This is a genomic window from Cryobacterium algoricola (genome assembly GCF_004402485.1).
GTDB classification, from domain to species: domain Bacteria; phylum Actinomycetota; class Actinomycetes; order Actinomycetales; family Microbacteriaceae; genus Cryobacterium; species Cryobacterium algoricola.
On sequence record NZ_SOFG01000018.1, the window covers coordinates 21,749 to 44,477 of the forward strand.

The following is a 22,729-nucleotide window of genomic DNA, read 5'->3' on the forward strand; positions in this document are numbered from 1 at the left end:
AGGGAGTTCTAGAGTGCGCGCATGCTGTTGTTGCGGGGGTCGTGGGTGAGTTCGGCGAGGCCGAGCGCTTCGAGCAACGGCGGAACGTACATGCCGAATCGCCCGCGGTAGCCGTTCCGGAGCCCATACCAGCCGCCGAGCGGGTTGGACTCGGACCTGCCCCACGCCTCGACGCTCCCCTCAGCCGGGACCTTCTTCTCGTCCGCGGCACCCAGCGGTACCCAATCACCCTGTTCCGTGAGCCAGGCGTGAAGGTCCTCAATGGCGCGGGCGTCGTAGCTGAGCTTGGTCGATCCGACCTGGCAGACCAGGCTCGGTGGGGTCGTCGACGCGTCGCGGTACACCGTGTACTGGCTCGTACCCGGCGCGGTGGACAGAATCCACGGTTCGTCTTTGCTTCCAAGGGTCATGAGCTACGTCTACCACGCATGTCGCGCATTGGGAATGCCGGGTTCAGGTCGTGGATGCCGCGTAGATCCGCTCGATGGACGTGGCCAGCACGGCGTTGAAGGCTGCGTCCGATTGCTGGACAGCGAGACCCTCGAGGAGTGCTCGGCTGAAACTGGCGCTCAAACCGTGGTTCTCGGCCAGCAATCGGCAGGCCTCACTCTGGCTGTAGCCACCGGAGAGTGCCACTACCCGCAAGACCAGCGGATGTTCGATCAGGTCGGTGTAGAAGTCGGGCACCGTCGGGATCGACAGCTTGAGGATCACCGGTTGGTCGGTGGGGAGCCCGTCGAGGGCTGCCAGAACGTCGGCCTTGAGGACGTTTTCGGCCTCGGCCTTGTCGGGGGCGTGTATGTCGATTTCGGGTTCCAGGATCGGCACCAGGCCGTGGGCGAGAATCTGCCTTCCGACGGCAAATTGTTGGTCGACGATCGCCTGGATTCCGGCAGGGTTGGCTGCCTTGATCACGGAACGCATCTTCGTGCCGAACATCGTGCGTTCAACCGCACGGGTGAGGAGGGGTTCCAGCTTGGTGAGGGGTCTCATCAACTGGACGCCGTCCTCCTCAGCGGCCAGGCCCTGGTCGACCTTGACGATCGGCACGATACCTCGGGCCGTGAGGTAATCACCCGTCAACTGGCCGCCAACGGTGCGGTCCATGGTTTGCTCGAAGAGGATCGCCGCGAGGATGCGGTCGGAAGTGAAGCATTCAGCCGTCATTACGCGGGCACGCATCTGATGCATCAGGTCGAACATTCGCTCATCGGAACCGTACGAGGCCGGGTCGATGCCATAGCGTTTCAGCGCACCACCCGTGCTGCCGCCGCTTTGGTCGAGTGCTGCGACGAAGCCGACTCCGGTGTTCATCCTGGCTGCTTGTTCGGTATTCAAAGCCCCTCCAAAGGTCGTGGACTCGACTCAAGTTTAGCGAGCAGTGGTCTTTCTCATCCGCGGACGGCTGGGCGCTCGCAACGGATGCGCCCAGCCCTCCCTGCGCTGACGGCCGTCAGCTGCCGTTGTACTCGTCATCGGTGATGTGCTCCAGCCACGTCGTGGTTGTGGCCGGGTCGTCGCCCGACTGGACCATGGCGATGTGCTCCATGAAGACGCCGGGGGCTGCCGCGTGCCAGTGCTGTTCGCCCGGCGGAGTGTAGAGCGTCTGGCCGGGGTGGACCTCGATGATCGAGCCGTCTCGCCCTCCGAAACGAGCGACGCCCTGCGTGACGCGGACGTACTGGCCCAGTTCGTGGGAGTGCCAGGCGGTGCGGGCTCCGGGAGCGAAGCGCACCGTCACGACGACCATCCGCTGGTCGGGCTCGTGGGGCAGTGCGATCGGGTCGAGCCAGACGTCACCGGCGAACTGGGCGGGCGGGTTGAGCGTGGTCGGTACTGCAGGTTCGATGATCATGATGATGTTCCTTTCAGGGGTGGTGGAGGGTGCGGGGGAGCGGCAGGAGCCTGCTGCTCAGAGGGCGATCATGACCTTGAGGGCTTCGCGGTCGTCCATGGCGCGGTACGCCTCGGGGACGGCGTCAAGGGTGACGGTACGGTCGAAGACCTTTCCGGGGTTGACGGTGCCGTCCAGGATCGCCGGCATCAGCCGTTCGATATAGGCGCGCACGGGAGCCGGGCCGCCGGTCAGGGTGATGTTGCCGCCGAAGAGGCTGCCGAACCCGATCGGGGCGTCCTCATACTGGGGGACGCCGACGCGGCTGATGACTCCGCCAGGCCGAACGATGCGATAGGCCTGTTCGTAGGCGGGAAGGTGCCCGACGGCTTCGAGCACCTTTCGGACGCCGTGACCGCCGGTGAGTTCCCGCACCTTCTCGATGCCTTCGTCGCCGCGTTCTGCGACGACGTCGGTTGCGCCGAATTCCCGTCCGAGATCGGTGCGCGCCGTATGGCGTCCCATCAGGATGATGCGCTCGGCGCCGAGCTGCCTGGCGGAGAGAACTGCCATCAGGCCGACCGCTCCGTCGCCGATGACCGCGACGGTGTCTCCGGCCGTGACGCCGGCGCGGGTGGCCGCATGCCACCCGGTGCCGTAGACGTCGGAGAGGGTCAGCAGAGAGGTGAGCAGCAGGGACGTCTCGTCGATGCCGGGGACCTTCACGAGGGTCCCATCGGCGAAGGGAACCCGGATGCCTTCGGCCTGGGCGCCGCCCATACCGGGCATGTCCCAGAAACCGCCGTGGATGCAGGAGGTGTAGAGGCCTTCGCGGCAGAACTCGCACGTTCCGTCGGAGAAGGCGAAGGGAGAGATGACGAGGTCGCCGGGCACGAGGGTGCGGACGTCGGATCCGATTTCTTCGACGACGCCGATGAATTCGTGCCCCATCGACACACCGCCCGGGGTGCTCGGCATGCCGTGGTATGGGTGCAGGTCGGAACCGCACACGCAGGCCCGAACGATTCGGACGACGGCGTCGGTCCTGTCTTTCAGGATGGGGTCGGGGGCGTCGACGAGACGAACGTCGCCGGCACCGAACATGTAGATCGCTTTCATTGTTATCTCCAGATGTGTTGCGGTCGAATGGTCGAATGGGTGAGAAATCGTGGGAAATGGTTGCTAGAGGCGGACGGGAAAAGCGGTGCGCCGCCCGTAGACGGTGAGCAGGAGCGCAGCGAGGCCGAACACGATCATCACGACGGTGAGGACGAGGCCGTCGAAGACTGTCAGCAGGGCGGCGCCGAGGATGCCGGCGGTGAAGATGGCGAGATTGAACGCCACCGGCAGGAACGAATTGGCGATATCCGAGTCGTCGCCTCCCGTTGTGGTGAGAGCGGCTTGAACCTGGGCGGATACCCCGCCGAACGCGATTCCCCACAGAACGGATGCGACGACGATCGCCGCGGTCGAGGTGTGCCCGACGAGGAGCACAACACCGGCCACGATGAACAGCGCCGCGCTGCCGTGTAGGAGTGGTCTCGGATAGCGGTCCAGCAGGGCCCCGGTGATGACGATGCCGCCGATCGAGGCGACTCCGAAGATGAAAAGCTGAACGTCGACGGTGAGACTGCTGCCGGTGGACCTCAGATACGGGGAGATATAGGTGTAGATCGTGTTGTGCGCCAGCATCCACGTGAAGATGACGGCCAGAATGATGGCGATCCCGGGGATCCGGAGCACCCGGACCAGGGGCAGTCGCGAGCGTCCCTTCTGCCCGCGGGCGTCGGGCGCGATCGCGGCGATGAGTGCACCGGCGATGACGGCCACTGCGGTGAGGCCGGCAAATGCCCACCGCCAGTCGAATGTCGTTCCGAGCCAGGATCCGAGGGGAGTGCCGAGGGCGAATCCGACCGGTGCCCCGCCGGAGACGATCGCCAGGGACAGCCCGGCGCGGGACGGCGGGCTGATCTTTCGACCGTAGGCTGCGAGCATCCCCCAGATGATTCCCGAGAATGCCCCCGCAACGAACCGAGACAGCAGGGAAAGAGTCACGTCGCTGGAGAGCGCGGTGACGCTGTTCGCGAGGATGAGACCGACAATCGCGCCGAGGAGCAAGGGCTTTCGGCGCATCCCCCTGGTCAGGGTGATGGCCGGAATCGTGATGATGACCGTGCCGAGCGCGTACGCACTGACAAACAGCCCGACGGTGCCTTCGCTCGTCCCCATGCCGGTGGCAATGATCGGAAGCAGGCCGGCCGGCATGGTTTCCATCGCAACCAGCACGAAGCCGATGACGGCCAGGGCAATCAGGGTTGCCAGTGGCAGGCGCTTCACCGTCTCGACGGCGGCCGGTGGTGACACCGTGATGGTGGTAGTCAAGAATCTCCTCACCGTGGGCGGCTGCTACCCGAAGGAGCATGAGACCCATGCTGTGCCCGTCCGGAGTCCCGGGTCGGGCATGCCCCAGTCAACGCGCCGTGCGCCCCGGAAGGGAGTCTCTGTCGAGGGGTGTACCAGCAGGGCACCCCAGGCGCAGCGCCGTAGACGTAGTCTCGTCGGCATGGACAATCAAGCCGAGGTACGCGAATTCCTCATGTCGCGCCGCGCGAAGATCGCTCCGGAACAGGTGGGGCTGCCCACCGGAGTCAACCGGCGCGTGGCGGGATTGCGTCGCACCGAGGTGGCAACGCTCGCCGGCGTCAGCGTCGAGTACTACGCCAAACTCGAACGTGGCGCGATCGGAGGGGCATCCTCCTCAGTGCTCGACGCCCTGGCCCGTGCGCTCAACCTCGACGACACCGAACGGACCCACCTGTTCGACCTCGCCCGCGCGGCCGACGGTGTCCCGCTGTCGGGACGTCCACGAAGGCGCGCCACGAAGAACGCCGTGAGCCGGCCCAGCCTTCACTGGGTACTCAGCACGATCACCGACGGCGTCGCGTTCGTGCGCGACCAGCACCAGGACCTTCTCGCCACAAACGAACTGGGACGTGCCTTCTACTCGCAACTGATCGGTGACGGTGGGCTCACACCGAATCTGGCCCGGTTCCAATTCCTCGACCCCGCATCCCGCGACTTCTACCCGGACTGGGACCTCTTCGCCGGAATGTGTGTCGCGATCATGCGAGCAGAGGCCGGCCGCGACACCAACGACAAAGTGCTCCAGGACCTCGTCGGCGAGCTGTCCACCCGCAGCGACACCTTCCGCCGGCTCTGGGGAGCCCATGATGTGCGCACCCACGGCTCCGGCACCAAACGCTTCAACCACCCCGTCGTCGGCGAACTCACCCTTGCCTATGAAGAGCTCATTATTACCGCCGACCCGGGATTCGTTCTCATGGTCTACACCGCGGAACCCGGGTCACCCAGCGCGGAGCGGCTGCGGCTCCTGGCCAGTTGGGCGGCCACGCGAATCGGAGCTGCTGAACCCCGGTGAGGGATTCGCTTTCGGGGATGCGTCGGTGCAATCGTGGATCTGGGTTGGCCGGGACGAGTCCCACCGCTTGCGCGGACGAGGGCTTTGTTGCCTTTGACCAGTGAATTATGTCGAAGTTGACAGAAGTCCTAGGCTGATGATATAGGCGCGGTTGCCTTCATATCTGTGGTGGCACATCTGCCGTGCCCGATCAGTAGACCTCAGGGTCGAAGGGAAGCGCCATGACAACATTCACGGTCGGTTCAGACCAGGCGAACGCTCTAGCTAAAACGGCTACCTGGGAGACCGACATCGTGCGGTCCAAACCGGCGCGCATCACTCTCGCCGTATTGCGGATCGTGATCGGCTGGTACTTCCTCTGGGCATTTATCGACAAGATATTCGGTTTCGGATTCCTGACCGCCGCGGGAAAAGGCATGATCGATGGCGGAGCACCCGCCCAGGGCTTCCTGACACACACGGTCGGGCCGTTCGCGGGGATCTTCACTGCGATCGCCGCACCGTGGGTCGACTACGTATTCATGTTCGGTCTTCTGGCCATCGGCCTCGCCCTGATCAGCGGGTGCGGCCTCAAGATCACCGCGGTCGCGGCTGTGCTGTTGCTCGGGCTCATGTATCTGGCGGAGTTTCCCCTCGGCGCGGATGCCGGGGTGTACACCAACCCGTTAGTCGACGATCACTGGTTCCAGGCCCTGGCCATTCTCGTGTTCTGGTTCACGAGGGCCGGCGACACGTTCGGTCTGGGTCGCTGGTGGGGCAGCAAGGTCGGCGATAGCTGGCTTCGCTGAAACAGGATTAGGGCGGATGCGACGGCGGCTCGAACGCCGTCGTCGCATCCGTCACCGATGAGGCACCGACGGACGAAGGGGTTACCGGTCGGGCTGACTCGAGCCGTAGAAGCCGGACTGGATATCGGCGACAAGACCGGCGTGCGTCGGTGTCCAGCCGAGAAGGTCCTGCGTCCTGGCGCTCGAGGTGGGGACGTCCAGGCCGAAGAATATACCGATCCAGCCGAAGTGCGCGGCGGCATCTTCCGGGGGAATCGACACCAGTGGGAGGCCTCGAGCGTCGCCGATTGCGGCGGCAATCTCGAGCGACGAGATGCCCTCTTCGCCGACGGCGTGCACGCGGGATCCGGCAGGCGCCTTCGCGAGTGCGAGTGCCACCATCCTCGCGGCATCCCGACGATTCACGGCGGGCCAGCGGCTGGAACCGTCACCGACATAGCCGGAGACACCCTTTTCGCCGGCGACCCCTGAGATCACCTGCATGAAACCGTGGTCGCCCTCACCGTGGACTGTCGGGGCGAAACGGAGGGCGACGGAGCGGATTCCGCGGTCGGCGTAGGAAAGCGCGAGCGCCTCGGCGCCCCCGCGCGGCGCCTCGGGTCCGCTGAAGGGAACCGCGTCGTCCTCGCTTGCGAGCCTGTCGGGCGCGAGCCCCGCGACACCCGACGCGAACAGGAACGGGCGATCCGAGCCGGCGAGGGTGTCCCCGAACATCTCGATCGTGGCCCGCTCGGTCGCGCCGGCACCCGCCATGTCGGAAAAGTCGTGTTTGTATGCCAGATGGATGACGCCATCCGCTGCCGAGGCCGCCTCGCGCATGCTGTCGAGATCGTCGAGACTTCCGCGATGGGGAGTGACGCCGGCGGCCTGCAGCTTCGCGAACGACTCGTCGTTTCGCGCCAGGCCGACGACCTCGTGTCCGGCAGCGATGAGTTCCTGGGATACGGCAGAGCCGATCCAGCCGGAAGCGCCGGTGATGAAAATACGCATGAGTGACTTCTCCTTCGAGACGCGCCCGGTCGGTTGCCAGGCATCGGGTTGTGCTGTGGAGTGCTGACATTCATGGGCAATGTCAGTGACAGACATGAGGCTAGCACAGCATGTCAGTGACAGACATCGTGGGGGAGGATCGTAGACTGCTTCTCATGGGACGCTGGCTACCGGATGCGCATGGTCGGCTCGCGCGCGCCGCGCTCGAGCTCTACTCGGAGCGCGGCTTCGAGCAGACGACGGCCCTCGAGATCGCGGAACGAGCGGGGGTGACCGAGCGCACGTTCTTCCGGTACTTCGCCGACAAACGGGAGGTGCTCTTCCAGGGGTCCCAGGAGCTCCAGCGCATCATCCTCGAGGCCATTGCGCAGACGCCCGCAGACGTGCGCCCCGTCGACGCGGTCATTGCGGCCATAGACACAGTCGGTGGACTGGTCTTCGACCGTGCACATTCCGTTCGGCGGGCGACGATCATCGCGGCCAATCCTGCACTCCAGGAGCGAGAACTGCTGAAATTCTCCACCCTGACCGCATCCGTCGCGGGGGCGCTGCGCGAGCGCGGAGTCGCGGAGCCCTCGGCGACTCTTGCCGCCGAGACGGGCGTGACCGTGTTCAAGATCGGTTTTGAGAGGTGGATCACGGGTACGCCTTCCGAGGACTGGGCCGAGTGCATCCGCGATACCGTCCGCCAGCTTCGCGACGTCACCCCGAGCCTCATCGTCAGCCAGGTCTGAACGCGGAGTAGCTTGGGAGCATGACCGAACAACAGCCCTATACGGTCGTGGGAAACTCCGATGGTTTCGAGTTGCGCCGCTACCCGGAGCATCTCGTCGCCGAGGTCATCACGACGGGGTCATTCGAAGATGCCGGCAATCGTGCATTCCGGTACCTGTTCGCCTATATCAGTGGCGAGAATTCCGTTCGCCAGAAGGTCGCAATGACTGCGCCTGTCGTGCAGGCCGGGGCGTCGACGAAGATCGCGATGACCGCCCCCGTCGTCCAGGAGACCCTCGGCGGGAAGCAGGGTGATCGTGAGGTGGAGGGGACGTTCCGCGTTGCCTTCGTGCTCCCCGCAGGCTTCACGATCGAGACGGCTCCGCAACCGACCGGCCGGGAGGTGCGGCTGAGGAGCGTTCCGGGGAGTCTCACCGCGGCGGCAAGGTATCGCGGCCGCTGGGACGAGGCCGGGTACGCGCGCCATCTGGAGATGCTCCGGGCGTCCATCGTCGCCTCCGGACGTGCGGCGACAGGAGAGCCCCGTTTCGCCCGCTTCGATCCACCGTTCATGCCCTCGTTCCTGCGTCGTAACGAGGTAATGCTCGATGTCGTGCCCACCGAGGCAGAGGCCGAGGCAGAGACTCGACCGTGACCTCATCAGCCGGGGCGAGCTGGCCCTGGCCGACCTGCGCCGCCGGCGACCTGCGCCAATTGCGTGTCGAGTGAGCGCCATCCGCCCAACTCGAACCAGACGATGATCGACAGGGGAGAGGCCAGCACGACGATCAGGCAGACCCAGACGGGTACGTTGGCCGCTGCCAGTCCGATCGCTGCCACCGGGAGTATGGCGGAACTGATCTGAAGCAGCATGCTGGGTGGGCGGGCTGACACGAGCCAGGCCTGCAGGAAATCCCGCACCAAGGCGAAGACCACGACCGGAATTCCGATGGAGGCCACCACCGTTGTCGCGTTGAGGTGGTTCTCCGTTTCATGTGCATAACCGATGACATGGAGTCCCGCTCCCACGGCCGCGATTGCGGCGTACAAGAAGACGTGCGCATAGCCCCAGGGGAGGGTCTTTTCGCGTCTCGCCTCGAGTGCGAGAGCGTGCGGCACCAAAAAATAGGTCCACCACAGGGAGAACGACAGCGCGATACCCGCTCCGACGACCACGACGGTCTCCAGCGTCCAGCCCTGACCGTCGGAGATCTCCGTGGCCGACGCGAGCGTTCCGAAGACGGTCTCTCCGAGCGCGATGATCGTGAGGAGGGCGAATCGCTCGGCGAGATGGTGCGGATGCCACGGTGTCGATCCATCCTCGTCTCGCGCACCACGACCCTCGGCGACGACCGGTCCGAGCGCCTCGATCCCGAAGAGTACGAGCGCGACGGCCAACCCGGCCAGGGCGTGCAACTGCAGTGCCGCCAGGAGCAGCCAACCGATCTGCGCGCCGCCCACGAACACTGCATACGTCACCGCGGCAGGCCGATACCGTGAGTCCGCCCGCACCGCCCGGAACCATTGCAGGATGAGCGCGACCCGCATGATCACGTATCCGGCAACCATCAACCTGTTGTCGAGGGCGTCGCCCGACTCGATCGAGGCGAAGAGTGGCGGCAGACCGATCGCCAGCACGATGACGCCGGTCATCTGGACCAGGGTCAACAACCGATACAGCCAGTCGTCGTTGTCGAATCCGGAAGCGAACCAGGTGACGTTGATCCACGCCCAGACGACACTGAACATAGCGAAGAGGAACGCCACCGTCGCCGACTGCCACTGACCGATCGCGGTGCCGTGCGCGAGCTGGTTTCCCGCCACACCGAACGCTGCAACGAACGTGAGGTCGAACAACAACTCCAGAGGCGTCGCGGCGCGGCTCTGCTCGTCGGTTCGTCGCCCGACCACGCGTCGGAGTCCATGCCGATAGTGGCCGTCAGAGATGCTCACTGTCCCTCCCGGCTCCGGTGCGGTCGCGCGCGGTGCCGACTCAGCGGTTCGCGCGAATGATCTGTGCCACGGCCCAACCGACGGCGGAAACCAAGGGCGCGGCGACGGTGATCAGCGCGATGGAGTTGGGACGGAACACCAGACCGTCCGGACCTCCCACGTAGGCGCCGATGGGAATCGAATAGCCCCCTCCGCCTCCTCCGCTGCCTTCGCCCTTGCGCGCTCCGTCTTCGTGTCCGTCCCCGTCTCCACGGGGCATCTCGCCGGAGCCTTCGCCCCCGCCGAAGCCGAAGAAGACGAGCGCAACGGGAACAAGTTCCTGCCCGTTGATGCTCGTCTTCTCCCCGTACGCCACTTTCGCGCCCCAGGAGGGCACTGATTCAGCCAGTTTCTCGATGAGGTTTGTCATGGAGCGACCGTATGCGCGTTCCTGGTGGGTGGCTAGGGGCGCGCACGAGTGGCTTATCGGGCCCACATCACCCACCGAGTCGACGACGGCTTCCGGTGCTTTACTTGATTCGATATCTGTCAGCGGACCAGTGAATGGGGCAGTCATGAGCAACGCTTTCAGCAAAGAGGAGAAGGCAGCAATGAAGGCCGCAGCTGCCGAGGCGAAGGCCGCACAAGCGGGCGCCGACCTGCAGGCCGCGTGCCTCGCTGCGATCGACGATATGAATGGCACGGACAAAGAGCTGGCCGAGACCCTCCATCGCCTGGTGACGAGCCACACGGCCCTGCAGGCGAAGACCTGGTACGGGATGCCTGCCTACGCAAACGCGGAGGGCAAGGTGGTGGTGTTCTTCCAGAGTGCCGCCAAGTTCAAGGCGCGTTACGCGACGATCGGCTTTCAGCCCGATGCCCACTTGGACGAGGGCGACTTCTGGCCGACCTCATACGCCGTGACCAAGCTGACCGCCGCCGACCAGGAACGGCTGGTAGCGATGCTGGAGAAGGCGGCCAACTAGCCTGACGAGGCCGACACCGGCACCTGTCGATCCTCTCGGTCCGGGACGCGCGACGGCCGGTGTGGATCTCCTGCGTTCGCAGTAGATCCACACCGCCGCAGGCCACGCCGGGCTACCGGCGGATCCTGGCTACTTGACCGAACCGCGGGTGACCCCGCTCACGACCCACTTCTGGGCGATCACATACACGACCAGGAGCGGTGCGAGGGCCATCAGATACGAGGCGAAGGCCACAGGGTAGTTCGTGTTGAACTGGCCCTGGAAGATGAACTGCGCCAGCGGCAGTGTCTGCGCCGAGGGGTCGGACAGCACCACCAGCGGCAACAGGAAGTCGTTCCATGCCCAGACGCAGGTGAGGATACCGACGGTCGCGTTCATGGGGGAGAGCAACGGGAAGATCACCTTCCAGAACACGGTCCAGGTGCTCGCACCGTCGAGGCGGGCGGCCTCCTCCAGCTCGACCGGAATGGAGTTGATGTACGCGACGAAGATGAAGATGTTGAACGAGAGCCCATACACCGTGTACAGCAGGATCAGGCCGACGGGGGTGTCGATTCCGAGAACCGCGGTCTCCTTGACCACCGGGAGCATGATGATCGGGAACGGCACGAAGATCGCAGCGAGGAAGTAGAAGTACAGTCCCTTGAAGAATTTCTTGTGCATGTTGCGGGCGATCACGTAGGCCACGAGCGAATTGGTGAGCAAGGTGAGGAACACCGCGCCCACCGTGATCAAGGCGGTGTTGAGCAGGGCGCGGGGAAAGTTCGTGAGCTCGTAGGCATCCGCGAAGTTCTCCCACCGGATGCTCGTGGGCAGTTCGAACCCGGTGCCGCCGAGCTGGTCCGGCGTCTTGAGTGCAGTGACGACGGTGAAGTACAGCGGGATCAGTACGGTGAGGGAGCACACCGCGATGAGTGCGGTCAGCCACCAGTTGGTGCCGCCGTTGCCACCGTCGAGGCGTCGGCGGGTGCGGGGCTTCGCGGAGCCCGGATCGGGCACGTTCGACGATGGCGCGGTCGGGGTGATCAGGGTGTCGGTCATGAGAAGCTCGCCTCCCGGCGCTGCAGGAAGCGCAGCTGGACGAATGAAACAATGATGATGACGAAGAGGTAGATGACGGCGTTGGCCATCTGGTACCCGTACTCTCCGCCCTGGAAGCCGCCACGGAAGATGACCAGGGCGATGGATTCTGTGGACGTGCCCGGACCGCCGGCGGTGAGCGCGACGATCTGGTCGAAGACCTGCAGGAACGACTTGAACGACAGCACCATGTTGATGGTGAAGTACGCGCCGATGAGCGGGAAGGTGATCGATCGGAACCGGCGCCACCCGGAAGCGCCGTCGATGGACGCCGCCTCGTAGAGGTCCGCGGAGATGGTCTGCAGGCCGGCCAGGTAGAGGATGACATTGAACGCCGCTGCCTGCCACACCGTGGTGATCACGATGCCGACCCAGGCCCAGTCCGGGCTGGCCAGCAGGTTCGTGGCGAGGCCCGGCATCCCGAGCGCCGTGAAGATCGCCGGGAAGGAGTTCGCGAAGAGGTAGTTGAAGACGTACCCGATGATCAGGATGGCCAGCACATAGGGGATGAAGAAAACCCCGCGGAAGGCCGCCTGGAATTTGATCTTCGAGTTCAGGCCGAGGGCGATGGCCAGGGCGATCACGTTGACCAGAACGGTGGACACGATCGCGAAGCCGAACGTGAACCCGTAGGAATTGAGCACGCGGTCGTCCTGGAACAGGTTGACGTAGTTGGACAGGCCGACGAAATCCCAGGTGCCATAGCCGGCGTAGTTGGTCAGGCTGAAGAACATTCCGGAGAGCACCGGGACGGTGTGCAGGCCGAAGAAGATCACAACGGCCGGCACCACCATCCAGTAGAAGGTGCGCGGGGTGCGGGCGAATGACGACCGGGCGGATGCCGGCGCCGATACTGCAGGTTCCGGCCGGTGTTTACTGGTCCGGACCGATGTTGGTGACGTCATTGTCATTTCCCCTGTCTCTGAGTGGTTGTGCGAGCGGCGACCTTGCTCCATTCGGAGTCCAGATCGCTCAGGAAGGTTCCGGCATCGCCGCTGATCACCAGCGACTGCAGGAGGTTCACGAGCGGCACCGCTGCGGGAATCTGATGGTCGATGAAGCCGACGATCTTTCCGGCGGTGAAATAGGGTTCGAGTCCCGCCAGGGCGGTGTCCGTATTCGGCGTGGCGTTCGCCAGCGGCGAGAACGTGCTCTGTGCCTGGGAGTATCCGGTCACGACCGCGGGTGACATGAGGTAGTCGACGAACTTCTGCGCCTCGGCGGGATGCGCGGTGTTCCGGCCGATGGCGATGCCGACGTCGACGCCGGACACCACGACGCGGGCGTCGGGATCATCGGTGACCGGGTAGGGGAAGGACCCGATGCTCGCCTGAGGGTTATTGGCCCGGATGGCGGGAATCGCGTACGAGCCCTGCAGGTACATCGCGGACTCGCCGTTCGCGAAGGCCTTGTTGCCGGCGTTGTAGTCGCGACTGGCAAAATTGTCCTGGCAATACCTGAACAAGTCGACTTCCTTCTGGGCCGCGGTGGCGAAGTCCTTCTGGAACGAGACTGTGCCCGAGGAGACGTTCGCGCCTTCGGAGCGGAGGGCATCGAAGAACCCCTCGGGCATCAGCGTTCCGCCGAGGTTCACGAACGCGGGTGACGCTGTCCACGCGTCTTTGAGCGTGCAGAAGAAGGGCGAAACGCCGTTGGCCTTGAATTTCTCGGCCGCCGCAACCAGCTCGGTCCACGTGGCGGGTACGGTGACGCCGTTCTGGGCGAAGATGGTCGGGTTGTACAGGATGCCGGAGGCGTTGCTCGCGAAGGGAAGTGCGTTCACTTCCTTCGAGCCGTCGGACGCGCAGGTTCCGAGGGCCTGGACGATGTTCTGCACGGCGGGGTTGACCGTCGTGGCGACGGGAGTGGCGGCCAGGTTGGCGAAGATGCAGGCCCGGGCGAGCTCGCCGTAGTTGCCGTTGGCATTGAGCGTGAGCACGTCGGGCACCTTGTCCTTGACGAGCAGGGTGCGGATGGCCGTGTCCGGGTCCGGCACCGAGTTCTGGATGACCCGGATTCCCGGGTTCTCCGCCTCGAAATCGGTGATGATGGACGCGAATTCCGTGACGGCTTCCGGCTTGAACTGGAAGAAGTTCAGGGTGACGATGCCGGTATCGGGCGCGGAACATCCGGAGAGTCCGACGAGCGTCGCGGCTGCGACCACCACGGCGGTTGCCCTGATCCGTCTGCTTGGCCGTAGCCCGGTGCGGTTGGTGTTTCTCATTGCGCCTCCTTGCGCTTGGTTCCGCCTTAGGCGGAAGTGATCTCGATGACGACGAGGTGTTCGGGAAAGAGGACCGGTCCTTGCACGCCGATGGTGCGCAGGGCCCGGCCCGTGAGGGTCAGGGGCTGGTGGGACCAGGACAGGGGCGACTGACCCGCGTCCGGACCGGTCGATGATTCGGCGAGCATCCGCACCTGGTATCTCGAATCGTCGTCGAGGCCGGCGAACCGGAGCGGACCGACCGGGTAGAAGGAGCTCGTGCGGACCTGGGTGAAGACGAAGAGCGCGGTGCGCTGGTCGTCGGACACCACTCCCCGGAGGTCGACGGCGGGATCGGGGTGGTCGACGTGGATAGCCGTGCCGGAGTGGAACAGCGGTCGGTGCTCCTTGTAGAGGTCGATCCACGCGCTCAGTTCCGTCGCCTCCGATTCCGAGAGCGTGGTGATGTCCCACTCGATGCCGAGGTGGCCGAAGAGGGCGACACCGGCCCGGAGCGAGAGGTCGTGACGGCGACCCGTGGAGTGTGAGGCCGGACCGCCGATGTGGGCGCCCATCAGTTCGTAGGGCACCAGGAGGCCGGTGTACTTCTGGATCGTCAGCCGTTCGATCGGGTCGATGCAGTCACTCGTCCAGATGCGATCGGTGTGGTCGAGTATGCCGAGGTCGACGCGGGCTCCGCCCGAGGCGCAGCTTTCGATCTCCAAGCCGGGATGGCGCGCCTTCAGCTCGTCCAGCAGACGGTAGAGGGCGACCACGTTCTCGTGCACCGCGGCCCGGCCGGTGCGGCTGCTTCCCGCGTCGACGAGGTCCCGGTTGTGATCCCATTTCAGGTACCGAATCGGGTATTCGGACAGGAGGGCGTCGAGACGCTCGAGAATGTACCTATAGGCGTCCGGGTGGGACAGGTCGAGGACCTGTTGCTGACGCCCCTCAACCGGGAAGCGGCCGCCGGGCTGCAGGATCCACTCGGGGTGCGCTCGGGCGAGTTCGGAATCGGGATTGACCATCTCCGGCTCCACCCACAGCCCGAACTGCATGCCGAGTCCGGTCACCCGTTCGATGAGCGGGGAGAGTCCATCGGGCCAGACTCCGTCGTCGACGTACCAGTCGCCCAGTCCGCTCGTGTCGTCGCGACGCCCGCGGAACCAGCCGTCGTCGAGGACGTACCGTTCCACGCCGACCCGGGCGGCGGCATCCGCGAGCCCGAGCAGGCGATCGAGGTCGTGGTCGAAGTAGACGGCCTCCCAGGTGTTCAGAGTGACCGGACGCGCGGTGGCCGGGTGCGTGGGGCGGGCACGGAGCCGGGTGTGGATGCGGGCACTCAGTTCGTTGAGGCCGTGGCCCCAGGCCGCGATGACCGTGGGCGTGGTGTAGCTCTGACCGGGCGTGAGTCGGATCTCGCCGGGAGCGAGGAGCTCGCCGGCCTGGAGGAAGACGGACCCGGTGACGAGCTTTTCCGCGGCGAGCCTGTGATTGCCACTCCAGGCGAGATGGACCGCGTGCACAAGCCCGGCTTCGAAGCCGAAACCGGCGGATCCCGCGCTCAGCAGCAGTGTCGCGTCGGCGCCCGGCCGCCCCTTCCGGCTTTCGCGCTCGTGCCGTCCGATGGTGAAGGAGTGTCGTTGCGGCGTGCGCTCACGCAGGTGCCGACCGCTCGTGTCCAGGATCTCGGTCGCTGTGGCCGGTAACGGCACGGTGACGCAGAGGTCTTCGAGCTGGTAGTCATCGAGGCCGGCGTTGGTCAGCGTGAGCGTCTGGCTCAGCACGCCCGCCGAGTCGATATCCAGTTCGAGACGTATCGTCAGGCCGGCATCGGCGTCGATCGCCAGCAGGACGAGCGTAGACGGGCCGCTTTCCACCCCGGTCACACCGAAATCCGGCGAGAACGAGCGGCCCTGCCGGCTGCCGCGAAGACCGGGGGTGCCCTGCCACCCCGCAGACTCTTGCGGCAGCACCGTGAGTCGAGCCGGCTGATCGAGGCCACCGGAAACCCGCTGCGAAAGTGAGGCCACGACGATCGCCTGGACCTCGTACTCGGAGAGGTCGCCCTGATCCTCGCCCCAGTGCACGACGGCAGGGAACCCGCCTCCGTCGAAATCGAGGATGACGCTCGTGCCGCCATTGCGGAGGTGAAGGACAGTGCTGTCGCGGTGCATGTGTTATTTCTATAGTGGAAATAACAAGGTGTCAAGATCAAGTTTTGCGCTCAGTGCGCCGGGTCATTCGAGATCGGATCTCCAATTGGGGCCATTCGGAAGAGAAAATGCCGATCATTATGATTCATAATGGAAATAACAAGCCAGTTGAGACGGCTGCATATTCTGAGTGGAGGGCGCGGTGACGGCTGCGCATCGGGGTGACGCCCTCACCGGTCCCGCACGGGACCTGGCACGGGAAGTGCTTATTCACGGTCCCATCACTCGGAGCGAACTCGGCCGCAGGCTCGGGCTCTCGCCGGCGACGCTCACGCGCCTCAGCAAGCCATTGCTGGATGAGGGGCTCCTGGTCGATGCTCCCGAGACGATCGAACGCTCGATCGGTCGACCCGTGCGCCCTCTCGACGTGAGTGTCGATTCCCAGCGGTTCATCGGCGTCAAGCTCACCGCCGGAGAGGTCTTCGCCGTGACCACCGATCTCCGGGCGAACCTCGGAGCCGAATGCGTCATCGAGCTCAACGGCCATGAGCCGTTCCAGGTCGTAGCGGACATTGTGCGGGCCACGGTGGAGCTCGGTGGCATGGACGGCGTGACGGCCATCGGCGTGACGGTCGGAGGCCAGGTGGGCCGGTCGCGCTGGGTCGAGCGGGCGCCCTTCCTGGGCTGGAAGGGTGTCGATCTGGGCGGAATGCTCCACGACGCACTGGGTGTTCCGGTGGTCGTCGAGAACGACGTCGTTGCGCTTACGGCGGCCGAGCACTGGTTCGGGATCGCCAAGGGGATGGAGAATTTCGCCGTACTGACCATCGGCGCGGGGGTCGGTTATGGGCTCGTCATTCATGACCGACCCGTCGTCAACAGCGACACCGGTCTTGGCTTAGGCGGGCACTTTCCCCTCGACCCGACCGGCCCGCTGTGCGCAGAGGGACATCGGGGGTGCTCGACGGCCATGCTGTCGATCCCGAGCATGACGGCGAGCGCGCGTGTCGGGCTTTCCCGCGACGTTGGGTACGACGAACTCCTCGACCTGGCGGATGCCGGTGAACCTGTTGCTGCGCAGGTCGTCGGGTCAGCGGCCCGGGCGCTCGGGCGCCTGATCGCCGCAGCCGCCAACCTCGCCATGGTTCAGACCATCGTGTTGTCCGGCGAAGGAGTCGGCCTCGCCGATCGGCAGTTGCCGCGTATCCTCGAGGCCGTGCGTGCCGACCGCGACCCGGATGCTGCACCCGTGCGCATCCTCGTCGACCGCTCCGGCTTCACCGCGTGGGCGCGGGGAGCGGCGGCCGTCGCGATCCAGGCATCCTTCGCCTGAATCGGACCGCGGCGGTGGTGCGACGCAGCGCTCGCGCTCTCGCCGTTCTCGACGCGGGGGAGCCCCTCGCCCAGCCAGAGAAGCGCGTGGTGCGAAGGGCCGACAACCCCGGATTGGGAACGGCTCCTAGATGCGGGTCGCCTGTGCGGAGCCGTCGCTCGGGTCGATGACCCGGATCAGCCCGGTGCGTACCGAGAGGACCGGCTCCGCGGTGGGGTTGGCGCCCACGGAGAGTGACTCGTCGAGCATCTCCTTGTTCAGCGACTGCTCGCCCTCGCCCTCGTCGATGTGGGTCGCGAGCGGCTTCTCGACCACGAACATCAGCAGCACGGCCGCGACCAGCACGAGCGGCACCATGAACAGGAAGATCGGGGCGAGCGCGTCGTTGTACGCGTTGACGATGACCGTGCGGGCGGCGTCGGGCAGGGCGGCGACGAGCGCCGGGGTGAGCGAGTTGGTTCCGGTGCTACCCGTGCCACCGGCCGGCAGGTTCGCCGAGAGGATGTCGGTCAACCGGGAGACGAACAGGCTGCCCACGATCGCGGCGCCCAGGGACGAGCCGATCTGGCGGAAGAAGTTGTTCGAGCTCGTCGCCGTTCCCACGATGGCCCGCGGGAACGAGTTCTGCACGACCAGGGTGAGGATCTGCATCGAGAGGCCGAGACCGAAGCCCATTACGGCGAGGAAGGCGCACATGATCCAGATCGCGGTGGTCGCCGTGAGGGTGGAGAGCAGGAACAGACCCAAGGCCGTGATGAACATGCCGATGATCGGGATGACCTTGTACTTGCCGGTGCGGGACACGATCTGGCCGGAGCCGATCGACGAGATGAGCAGGGCGCCCATCATCGGGATCATGAGCAGGCCGGCATCCGTTGCACCGACCCCGGTGACCATCTGCAGGTACGTCGGCATGTAGGCCAGCGCCCCGAACATGGCGACACCGGTGATGAGGCCGGCCGCGGTGGTGAGGTTGAAGTTGCGGTTCCTGAACAGCTTCAGCGGGATGACGGGCTCTGCTGCCCGGCTCTCGATGAACACGAAGAGACCGGAAAGCACGACCGTGGCCACGATCAGGCCGATGATGACGGGCGAATCCCAGTCATAGGTGTTGCCGCCCCAGGTCGTGAAGAGCACCAGGCTGGTCGCGGCGAGGGCGAGGACGATCATGCCCGGGTAGTCGATGCGGGGCTTGGAGTATTCGCGCTTCGGCAGCTTCAGGAAGAAGACGGCGGAGGCGATGGCGATGAGTCCGAGCGGGAGGTTCATCCAGAACGCCCAGCGCCAGCCGGGTCCGTCGGTGAAGTAGCCGCCGAGCAGCGGGCCGGCGACGCTGGAGACGGCGAAGACGGCGCCCATGATGCCGGAGTACTTGCCACGCTGGCGGGCGGGAACGACGTCGGCGATGATGGCCAGCGCGAGGATCATCAGCCCGCCGCCACCGAGGCCCTGAACGGCGCGGCCGGCGATGAGCGTGCCCATGGAATCGGCGAGGCCGCCCATGACGCTGCCCACCAGGAAGATCGAGATCGCGCCGACGAACAGCCACTTGCGACCGACGAGGTCACCGAGCTTGCCGTAGACGGGCATCACGATGGTCGAGGCGAGGATGTATGCGGTGGTGACCCAGAGCATGTGCTCGACACCATTGAGCTCGCCGACGATGGTCGGCAGCGCGGTGCTGAAGATGGTCTGGTCGAGCGACGACAGGAGCATCGCGACCATGAGGCCGGCGAAGACGAGCAGCACGCTGCGGGTCGACGGAACACCTGCTTCTTCGACTTGCCTGGGGCGGGTGAGGACGGTCGTCATCTGAGTTTCTCCATTACAGTTCCGAGCGTCGCGATGGCGCGCTCGTACGTTTCTCGGGGGGCAGCGGATGCCGGTGGTCCGGTGGCCGGATCGGGATCGCTCGCCCATTTCTTCATGGTGATTCGCACGGTGGCGAGGGAGACGCCGAGGATGATGCGAGCCGCTTCGAGGTGCTCGGCCTCGGTCTGCTCTGCGAAGCGCGCGTCCTTCGCCAGCCAGCCCGCGACGATCGCACTGAGGCGGTCTTCGAGTTCGGCGACGCGCACCATCTGGCGCGTCATCAGGTGCGGGTATTTCCGGATGACGTCGCGCTTCAGATCGGACTTGATCCCGCCGCCTGTGGCTTCGAACAGCGCGGTGATCAGGTCGAACAGGGCGAGGAAAAGGTCCCCGTCGCATCCGCGCACTTTGTCGAGCTCGGCCGAGACGGCGACCTCGTCGATGCCCAGGACCGCATCTTCCTTGGTCGGGAAGTAGTTGAAGAACGTCCTGGTGGACACGCCGGCGCGGTCGCTGATCGCTTCGATGGTCGCGGCGTCGAGCCCGCGTTCGAGGGCGAGTTCCGCCGCGGCGACGTGGATGACTTCGGACGTCCGCGCACGCTTGCGCTCGCGGAGCCCAAGGCCGGAAGAATTGTTCATGAATGCATTATTGCACGGTGCGCAATGCTGCGTAGTTGCATTATTGCGTGCAACGCAAAAAATCACAGGATTCTCGCAGGTGTCGACCGGGGCCGGGGCTGCCCGCGATCCGTTGTCCGGTCCTGGCGGCCGGTGTGTGGCCCGGCTGGGGCCAAGACGCACTGACGCTACTCTCAGTGTCCGCACCCGTGAGCGCAGACCTCGTAGTCTGGAGAGTCACGAGGCGCCGAGCGAGAGGACGGGTATGCCCAGGATCAAAGCCCCGACCGTTGCCGAGCATCGCGTTCGACAACGTGAAGCCCTCCTCAACGCGGCGAAGGAACTCCTGATCGAGGGAGGAGTCAGTGCCGTCACGCCCGCAGCCGTCGGCGCTGCAGCCGGTTTGTCGCGTCCCAGCGTCTATGAGTACTTTTCCTCCGGTGCGGACATCTTGACCGCCGTGATCGAGGATGCCTTCCCGCGGGGCAATGCCGAGCTCCAGTCGGCTCTGGACTCGGTCACGTCTCCGGCGGAACGGCTCAACGTCTATGTGCGGGTGACGTTGCGGCTGGCGGCAGAGGGCGTGCATCGTCCGGCGGCCGCGCTCGCCGCGGCCCAGCTGCCTGCAGAATGCTTGGCGCGTCTTTCGGAGTTGCACCGCGAGCAGGCGGCGCCGTTCCTCGAGGCACTGCGCGACCTCGAGGTGCCGGAGCTCACCATCACCGCCCGTCTGCTCAGGGGTGTGCTCGAGGCGGCCATGGCCGCGATCGAATCGGGCGCCTCATTGCCCGTGGTCACCGAGCGAACCCTGGTGTTTGTCCGGTCCGCGGTGGCACCAACTCGGTAGTTTCTTCGGCTGATTGCACCCGAATCAGAGCTTCTGGGGGTAGATCGTCTCTCCGCGTTCGAGCATGGCGACGTACTTCGCGATATTCGCGGCGCGGGTGGCGGGTCGTTTCACACCGCTGATGCGGAACAGGATGGCAAAGCGGTTCTGCGACGAGAGTCGCGAGAACAGTTCCGCGGCCACTGGGCTCGCATCGAGGGCGGCCTGAAGGTCTTCCGGGACGGGACTGTCCTTCTGGCGGTAGGCGGCTTCCCACCGTCCGTCGGTCTGGGCGCGCTCGATCTCCGCGAATCCAGCCGGTCGCATCCGCCCGGTCTCGATGAGCCGGGCCACGAGGTCGCGATTGCGCTGCGACCACAGGCTGCGGGCCCGACGCGGGGTGAAGGCGCGCAGAAAATAGTCATCGTCGTGGGTGCCGGCCTGGCCATCGATCCAGCCGAAGCACAGGGCCACCTCGAGGGCCTCGTCATAGCTGATACCCGGTGCGGATGAGTTCTTCTTCACGAGTTGCAGGCGGATGCCGTCGTGGTCGACGTTCTCCTCGAGCCAGGTCTCCCAATCCTGCACCGTGGTGAAAAGCATGATGGGCTTGCCCGCGTTGTGCGCCATGGCTCCCATCGTAGAGAGACGAGCGACGCCGCTGAATATGATCGAGGGGTGATCGGACACATTGATGAGGTCGTCATCGACTGCAGGGACCCCGAGGCGCTCGCCACGTTCTGGGCGAGCGTGCTCGGCGGCGAGCCACGGGGGCGTGACGCGCCTGGTGGTACATCCTGCCTCCTGGCTGGACGCAACTGTCGTTCCAGAAGGTACCCGAGACTAAGACGGTGAAGAACCGGGTGCACCTGGACGTGCGCGTGGACGACATTGCGGCGGCCGCAGACCTGGCCGAACGGCTCGGAGCGCGCCGCATCGGTGAGGCGCATCACGACACCGCCGGATCGTTCCAGGTGCTGCAGGACCCCGAGGGCAACGAGTGGTGTGTGGTCAGCCCGGCCGCCGCGCATGAGTGAGTGGGAGTTCGACGGGGACGGCCCGCTCTGTCCCGTGTGCGGCATCGAGATGCTCGCCGACGGCGTGGACACGGCCGAGGGTCTCGAATCCTGCCATCGGTGTCCGCGGTGCAAGCTCGTTGTTGTCATTCCGGCGGGAACCCGAGCCTCACGTTGGCATTAACGTGTTCTGGTCGCGAAGTCCCAGAGGTGCGCGAGCAGTTCGTCGGGTGACTCGAGCTGCGGCAGGTGCCCTGACTTCTCTATGACCGAAAAGGTCGCCGTTGGCATCGCCCGCGCGAAGGCGCGGCCGTATTCGGTGTCGACGATGCGGTCGGCTGCGCCCCAGACCGCCAGTGCAGGCGTGGTGATCTCTCCCAGTCGGGTGGCGAGAGTCGGGTCCGACATCGATTCGGTCCCCACGTATCGTGCGAGTGCGGCTCGATTGCCGGCCATCAGGGCCTGTTGCGCAGGCGTGAGCGTGCTCGGATCGATCTGGAACGCTGCGGGGTGGTAGTAGCTCAGCTGCGCGATCTGGGGGAAAGTCAGCGCGAAGAAGTCCGCGACCGGGTGGCCGGGCACGTCAATCCCCACGGCATCGACGAGCACAATACCGCTGATCCGGGGGTTGTTCAGGATCGCCATCTCGGCGGCAACCCAGCCGCCGATGGAATTTCCGACGACGGTCACATCGTGGACGTCCAGATCCTCGAGGAGAGCGACGTAGAGTTCCGCAAGCGCTCTGATCGAGCCCACCGTATCGGGCTGGACAGTGCCGCCGAAGCCGGGGTGGGTCGGCGTCAGTACTCGGGCAGGTTTCCGTTCGGCGAGGAGGTCGGCAAACCTGGCGACTGTCAGCGGCCCGCCGCCGCCATGGAGAAGGAGAATAATGCGACCGTGGCCTCTCTCACGGATCGTCACTTCGACAGCTGGGATCGTGTCGGTGGCGATGGTGTGAGTGGTGATCGTTGGAGCGGAGTCCGGCATGAGTGTCATGTCG

Annotated in this window: 25 protein-coding genes; 9 read left to right on the plus strand and 16 right to left on the minus strand. The window is 65.4% G+C overall.

The features are described from left to right. Nucleotides 1-8 precede the first annotated feature (8 nt). The 5 genes from E3O44_RS13765 to E3O44_RS13785 form a co-directional block, all read right to left on the minus strand. A complete protein-coding gene (locus tag E3O44_RS13765) occupies nucleotides 9-410 on the minus strand; it encodes a DUF6855 family protein (RefSeq protein ID WP_134535354.1) in 402 nt (133 codons plus the stop codon). A 43-nt stretch (nucleotides 411-453) separates the two neighbouring features. Beyond that, nucleotides 454-1,338 (minus strand): fructose bisphosphate aldolase, encoded by an 885-nt coding sequence (locus tag E3O44_RS13770; RefSeq protein ID WP_134535355.1) that lies wholly within the window; start codon nucleotides 1,336-1,338, stop codon nucleotides 454-456. Nucleotides 1,339-1,453: 115 nt separating this feature from the next. Next, a complete protein-coding gene (locus tag E3O44_RS13775) occupies nucleotides 1,454-1,855 on the minus strand; it encodes a cupin domain-containing protein (protein WP_134535356.1) in 402 nt (133 codons plus the stop codon). Between the two features lie 57 nt (nucleotides 1,856-1,912). After that, the gene (locus E3O44_RS13780; protein WP_134535357.1) at nucleotides 1,913-2,953 is read right to left on the minus strand and encodes a zinc-binding dehydrogenase; all 1,041 of its coding nucleotides are present in this window, start codon (nucleotides 2,951-2,953) and stop codon (nucleotides 1,913-1,915) included. 63 nt (nucleotides 2,954-3,016) lie between these two features. Continuing rightward, complete coding sequence (locus E3O44_RS13785; protein WP_241976335.1) at nucleotides 3,017-4,216, minus strand: MFS transporter; 1,200 nt, start codon at nucleotides 4,214-4,216, stop codon at nucleotides 3,017-3,019. Between the two features lie 181 nt (nucleotides 4,217-4,397). Between E3O44_RS13785 and E3O44_RS13790 the strand changes: the two genes are divergently transcribed. Continuing rightward, complete coding sequence (locus E3O44_RS13790) at nucleotides 4,398-5,273, plus strand: helix-turn-helix transcriptional regulator (protein ID WP_134535358.1); 876 nt, start codon at nucleotides 4,398-4,400, stop codon at nucleotides 5,271-5,273. 221 nt (nucleotides 5,274-5,494) lie between these two features. After that, nucleotides 5,495-6,061: a DoxX family protein gene (locus E3O44_RS13795; RefSeq protein ID WP_198415922.1), complete on the plus strand. Its 567-nt coding sequence runs from the start codon at nucleotides 5,495-5,497 to the stop codon at nucleotides 6,059-6,061. Between the two features lie 81 nt (nucleotides 6,062-6,142). On the opposite strand, the gene E3O44_RS13800 is transcribed toward E3O44_RS13795, so the two are convergent. Beyond that, nucleotides 6,143-7,051, minus strand: a complete 909-nt coding sequence (locus E3O44_RS13800; RefSeq protein ID WP_134535359.1) for an SDR family oxidoreductase — start codon at nucleotides 7,049-7,051, stop codon at nucleotides 6,143-6,145. 155 nt (nucleotides 7,052-7,206) lie between these two features. On the opposite strand from E3O44_RS13800, the gene E3O44_RS13805 reads away from it, so the two are divergent. Both E3O44_RS13805 and E3O44_RS13810 read left to right on the plus strand, forming a co-directional pair. Further along, nucleotides 7,207-7,785, plus strand: a complete 579-nt coding sequence (locus E3O44_RS13805; RefSeq protein WP_134535360.1) for a TetR family transcriptional regulator — start codon at nucleotides 7,207-7,209, stop codon at nucleotides 7,783-7,785. 20 nt (nucleotides 7,786-7,805) lie between these two features. Further along, nucleotides 7,806-8,420 (plus strand): SOUL family heme-binding protein, encoded by a 615-nt coding sequence (locus E3O44_RS13810; protein ID WP_134535361.1) that lies wholly within the window; start codon nucleotides 7,806-7,808, stop codon nucleotides 8,418-8,420. Between the two features lie 5 nt (nucleotides 8,421-8,425). Here E3O44_RS13810 and E3O44_RS13815 read toward each other — a convergent pair whose 3' ends face one another. Then, nucleotides 8,426-9,718 carry a low temperature requirement protein A gene (locus E3O44_RS13815; RefSeq protein ID WP_134535362.1) on the minus strand — a complete coding sequence of 431 codons (1,293 nt, stop codon included), beginning with the start codon at nucleotides 9,716-9,718 and terminating at the stop codon, nucleotides 8,426-8,428. 40 nt (nucleotides 9,719-9,758) lie between these two features. Beyond that, the gene (locus E3O44_RS13820; protein WP_134535363.1) at nucleotides 9,759-10,127 is read right to left on the minus strand and encodes a hypothetical protein; all 369 of its coding nucleotides are present in this window, start codon (nucleotides 10,125-10,127) and stop codon (nucleotides 9,759-9,761) included. A 145-nt stretch (nucleotides 10,128-10,272) separates the two neighbouring features. Between E3O44_RS13820 and E3O44_RS13825 the strand changes: the two genes are divergently transcribed. Further along, nucleotides 10,273-10,683, plus strand: coding sequence for a hypothetical protein (locus E3O44_RS13825; protein ID WP_134535364.1), 411 nt, complete (start codon nucleotides 10,273-10,275; stop codon nucleotides 10,681-10,683). A 129-nt stretch (nucleotides 10,684-10,812) separates the two neighbouring features. Here the strand turns inward: E3O44_RS13825 and E3O44_RS13830 are convergent, their stop codons facing one another. Genes E3O44_RS13830 through E3O44_RS13845 form a run of 4 tightly spaced genes read right to left on the minus strand, consistent with a single transcriptional unit; the run spans nucleotide 10,813 to nucleotide 16,143 of the window. After that, complete coding sequence (locus E3O44_RS13830) at nucleotides 10,813-11,724, minus strand: carbohydrate ABC transporter permease (protein WP_134535365.1); 912 nt, start codon at nucleotides 11,722-11,724, stop codon at nucleotides 10,813-10,815. Further along, nucleotides 11,721-12,674: a carbohydrate ABC transporter permease gene (locus tag E3O44_RS13835; protein ID WP_420897931.1), complete on the minus strand. Its 954-nt coding sequence runs from the start codon at nucleotides 12,672-12,674 to the stop codon at nucleotides 11,721-11,723. The genes E3O44_RS13830 and E3O44_RS13835 overlap by 4 nt, the downstream gene beginning before the upstream one ends. Continuing rightward, a complete protein-coding gene (locus tag E3O44_RS13840; RefSeq protein ID WP_134535367.1) occupies nucleotides 12,671-13,987 on the minus strand; it encodes an ABC transporter substrate-binding protein in 1,317 nt (438 codons plus the stop codon). Before E3O44_RS13840 ends, E3O44_RS13835 begins: the two co-directional genes overlap by 4 nt. A 26-nt stretch (nucleotides 13,988-14,013) precedes the next feature. After that, the gene (locus E3O44_RS13845; RefSeq protein ID WP_134535368.1) at nucleotides 14,014-16,143 is read right to left on the minus strand and encodes an alpha-galactosidase; all 2,130 of its coding nucleotides are present in this window, start codon (nucleotides 16,141-16,143) and stop codon (nucleotides 14,014-14,016) included. 241 nt (nucleotides 16,144-16,384) lie between these two features. On the opposite strand from E3O44_RS13845, the gene E3O44_RS13850 reads away from it, so the two are divergent. Continuing rightward, the gene (locus tag E3O44_RS13850) at nucleotides 16,385-17,455 is read left to right on the plus strand and encodes an ROK family transcriptional regulator (RefSeq protein ID WP_241976336.1); all 1,071 of its coding nucleotides are present in this window, start codon (nucleotides 16,385-16,387) and stop codon (nucleotides 17,453-17,455) included. A 126-nt stretch (nucleotides 17,456-17,581) separates the two neighbouring features. Here the strand turns inward: E3O44_RS13850 and E3O44_RS13855 are convergent, their stop codons facing one another. Both E3O44_RS13855 and E3O44_RS13860 read right to left on the minus strand, forming a co-directional pair. Beyond that, nucleotides 17,582-19,267 carry an MDR family MFS transporter gene (locus E3O44_RS13855; RefSeq protein ID WP_134535370.1) on the minus strand — a complete coding sequence of 562 codons (1,686 nt, stop codon included), beginning with the start codon at nucleotides 19,265-19,267 and terminating at the stop codon, nucleotides 17,582-17,584. Beyond that, a complete protein-coding gene (locus tag E3O44_RS13860; protein ID WP_134535371.1) occupies nucleotides 19,264-19,908 on the minus strand; it encodes a TetR/AcrR family transcriptional regulator in 645 nt (214 codons plus the stop codon). Before E3O44_RS13860 ends, E3O44_RS13855 begins: the two co-directional genes overlap by 4 nt. A gap of 244 nt (nucleotides 19,909-20,152) precedes the next feature. Here E3O44_RS13860 and E3O44_RS13865 point away from each other — a divergent pair, with 244 nt between their 5' ends. Continuing rightward, a complete protein-coding gene (locus E3O44_RS13865) occupies nucleotides 20,153-20,734 on the plus strand; it encodes a TetR/AcrR family transcriptional regulator (protein WP_134535372.1) in 582 nt (193 codons plus the stop codon). Nucleotides 20,735-20,758: 24 nt separating this feature from the next. On the opposite strand, the gene E3O44_RS13870 is transcribed toward E3O44_RS13865, so the two are convergent. Then, nucleotides 20,759-21,343: a YdeI/OmpD-associated family protein gene (locus E3O44_RS13870; RefSeq protein ID WP_174775083.1), complete on the minus strand. Its 585-nt coding sequence runs from the start codon at nucleotides 21,341-21,343 to the stop codon at nucleotides 20,759-20,761. 48 nt (nucleotides 21,344-21,391) lie between these two features. Here E3O44_RS13870 and E3O44_RS19795 point away from each other — a divergent pair, with 48 nt between their 5' ends. After that, nucleotides 21,392-21,568 carry a VOC family protein gene (locus tag E3O44_RS19795; protein ID WP_255454391.1) on the plus strand — a complete coding sequence of 59 codons (177 nt, stop codon included), beginning with the start codon at nucleotides 21,392-21,394 and terminating at the stop codon, nucleotides 21,566-21,568. Further along, nucleotides 21,565-21,750: a VOC family protein gene (locus E3O44_RS19800; RefSeq protein WP_255454392.1), complete on the plus strand. Its 186-nt coding sequence runs from the start codon at nucleotides 21,565-21,567 to the stop codon at nucleotides 21,748-21,750. The genes E3O44_RS19795 and E3O44_RS19800 overlap by 4 nt, the downstream gene beginning before the upstream one ends. A 159-nt stretch (nucleotides 21,751-21,909) precedes the next feature. On the opposite strand, the gene E3O44_RS13880 is transcribed toward E3O44_RS19800, so the two are convergent. Further along, a complete protein-coding gene (locus tag E3O44_RS13880) occupies nucleotides 21,910-22,716 on the minus strand; it encodes an alpha/beta fold hydrolase (RefSeq protein WP_198415924.1) in 807 nt (268 codons plus the stop codon). Between the last annotated feature and the right edge of the window lie 13 nt (nucleotides 22,717-22,729).

Coding starts and splice junctions, on each gene's coding strand:
- E3O44_RS13865 (WP_134535372.1), top strand. CDS start 20,153: ATGCCCAGGATCAAAGCCCCGACCGTTGCCGAGCATCGCGTTCGACAA.
- E3O44_RS13880 (WP_198415924.1), bottom strand. CDS start 22,716: ATGCCGGACTCCGCTCCAACGATCACCACTCACACCATCGCCACCGAC.
- E3O44_RS13855 (WP_134535370.1), bottom strand. CDS start 19,267: ATGACGACCGTCCTCACCCGCCCCAGGCAAGTCGAAGAAGCAGGTGTT.
- E3O44_RS13810 (WP_134535361.1), top strand. CDS start 7,806: ATGACCGAACAACAGCCCTATACGGTCGTGGGAAACTCCGATGGTTTC.
- E3O44_RS13765 (WP_134535354.1), bottom strand. CDS start 410: ATGACCCTTGGAAGCAAAGACGAACCGTGGATTCTGTCCACCGCGCCG.
- E3O44_RS13790 (WP_134535358.1), top strand. CDS start 4,398: ATGGACAATCAAGCCGAGGTACGCGAATTCCTCATGTCGCGCCGCGCG.
- E3O44_RS13840 (WP_134535367.1), bottom strand. CDS start 13,987: ATGAGAAACACCAACCGCACCGGGCTACGGCCAAGCAGACGGATCAGG.
- E3O44_RS13805 (WP_134535360.1), top strand. CDS start 7,207: ATGGGACGCTGGCTACCGGATGCGCATGGTCGGCTCGCGCGCGCCGCG.
- E3O44_RS13860 (WP_134535371.1), bottom strand. CDS start 19,908: ATGAACAATTCTTCCGGCCTTGGGCTCCGCGAGCGCAAGCGTGCGCGG.
- E3O44_RS13795 (WP_198415922.1), top strand. CDS start 5,495: ATGACAACATTCACGGTCGGTTCAGACCAGGCGAACGCTCTAGCTAAA.
- E3O44_RS13800 (WP_134535359.1), bottom strand. CDS start 7,051: ATGCGTATTTTCATCACCGGCGCTTCCGGCTGGATCGGCTCTGCCGTA.
- E3O44_RS13870 (WP_174775083.1), bottom strand. CDS start 21,343: ATGGCGCACAACGCGGGCAAGCCCATCATGCTTTTCACCACGGTGCAG.
- E3O44_RS13825 (WP_134535364.1), top strand. CDS start 10,273: ATGAGCAACGCTTTCAGCAAAGAGGAGAAGGCAGCAATGAAGGCCGCA.
- E3O44_RS13775 (WP_134535356.1), bottom strand. CDS start 1,855: ATGATCATCGAACCTGCAGTACCGACCACGCTCAACCCGCCCGCCCAG.
- E3O44_RS13820 (WP_134535363.1), bottom strand. CDS start 10,127: ATGACAAACCTCATCGAGAAACTGGCTGAATCAGTGCCCTCCTGGGGC.
- E3O44_RS13780 (WP_134535357.1), bottom strand. CDS start 2,953: ATGAAAGCGATCTACATGTTCGGTGCCGGCGACGTTCGTCTCGTCGAC.
- E3O44_RS13845 (WP_134535368.1), bottom strand. CDS start 16,143: ATGCACCGCGACAGCACTGTCCTTCACCTCCGCAATGGCGGCACGAGC.
- E3O44_RS13830 (WP_134535365.1), bottom strand. CDS start 11,724: ATGACCGACACCCTGATCACCCCGACCGCGCCATCGTCGAACGTGCCC.
- E3O44_RS13835 (WP_420897931.1), bottom strand. CDS start 12,674: ATGACAATGACGTCACCAACATCGGTCCGGACCAGTAAACACCGGCCG.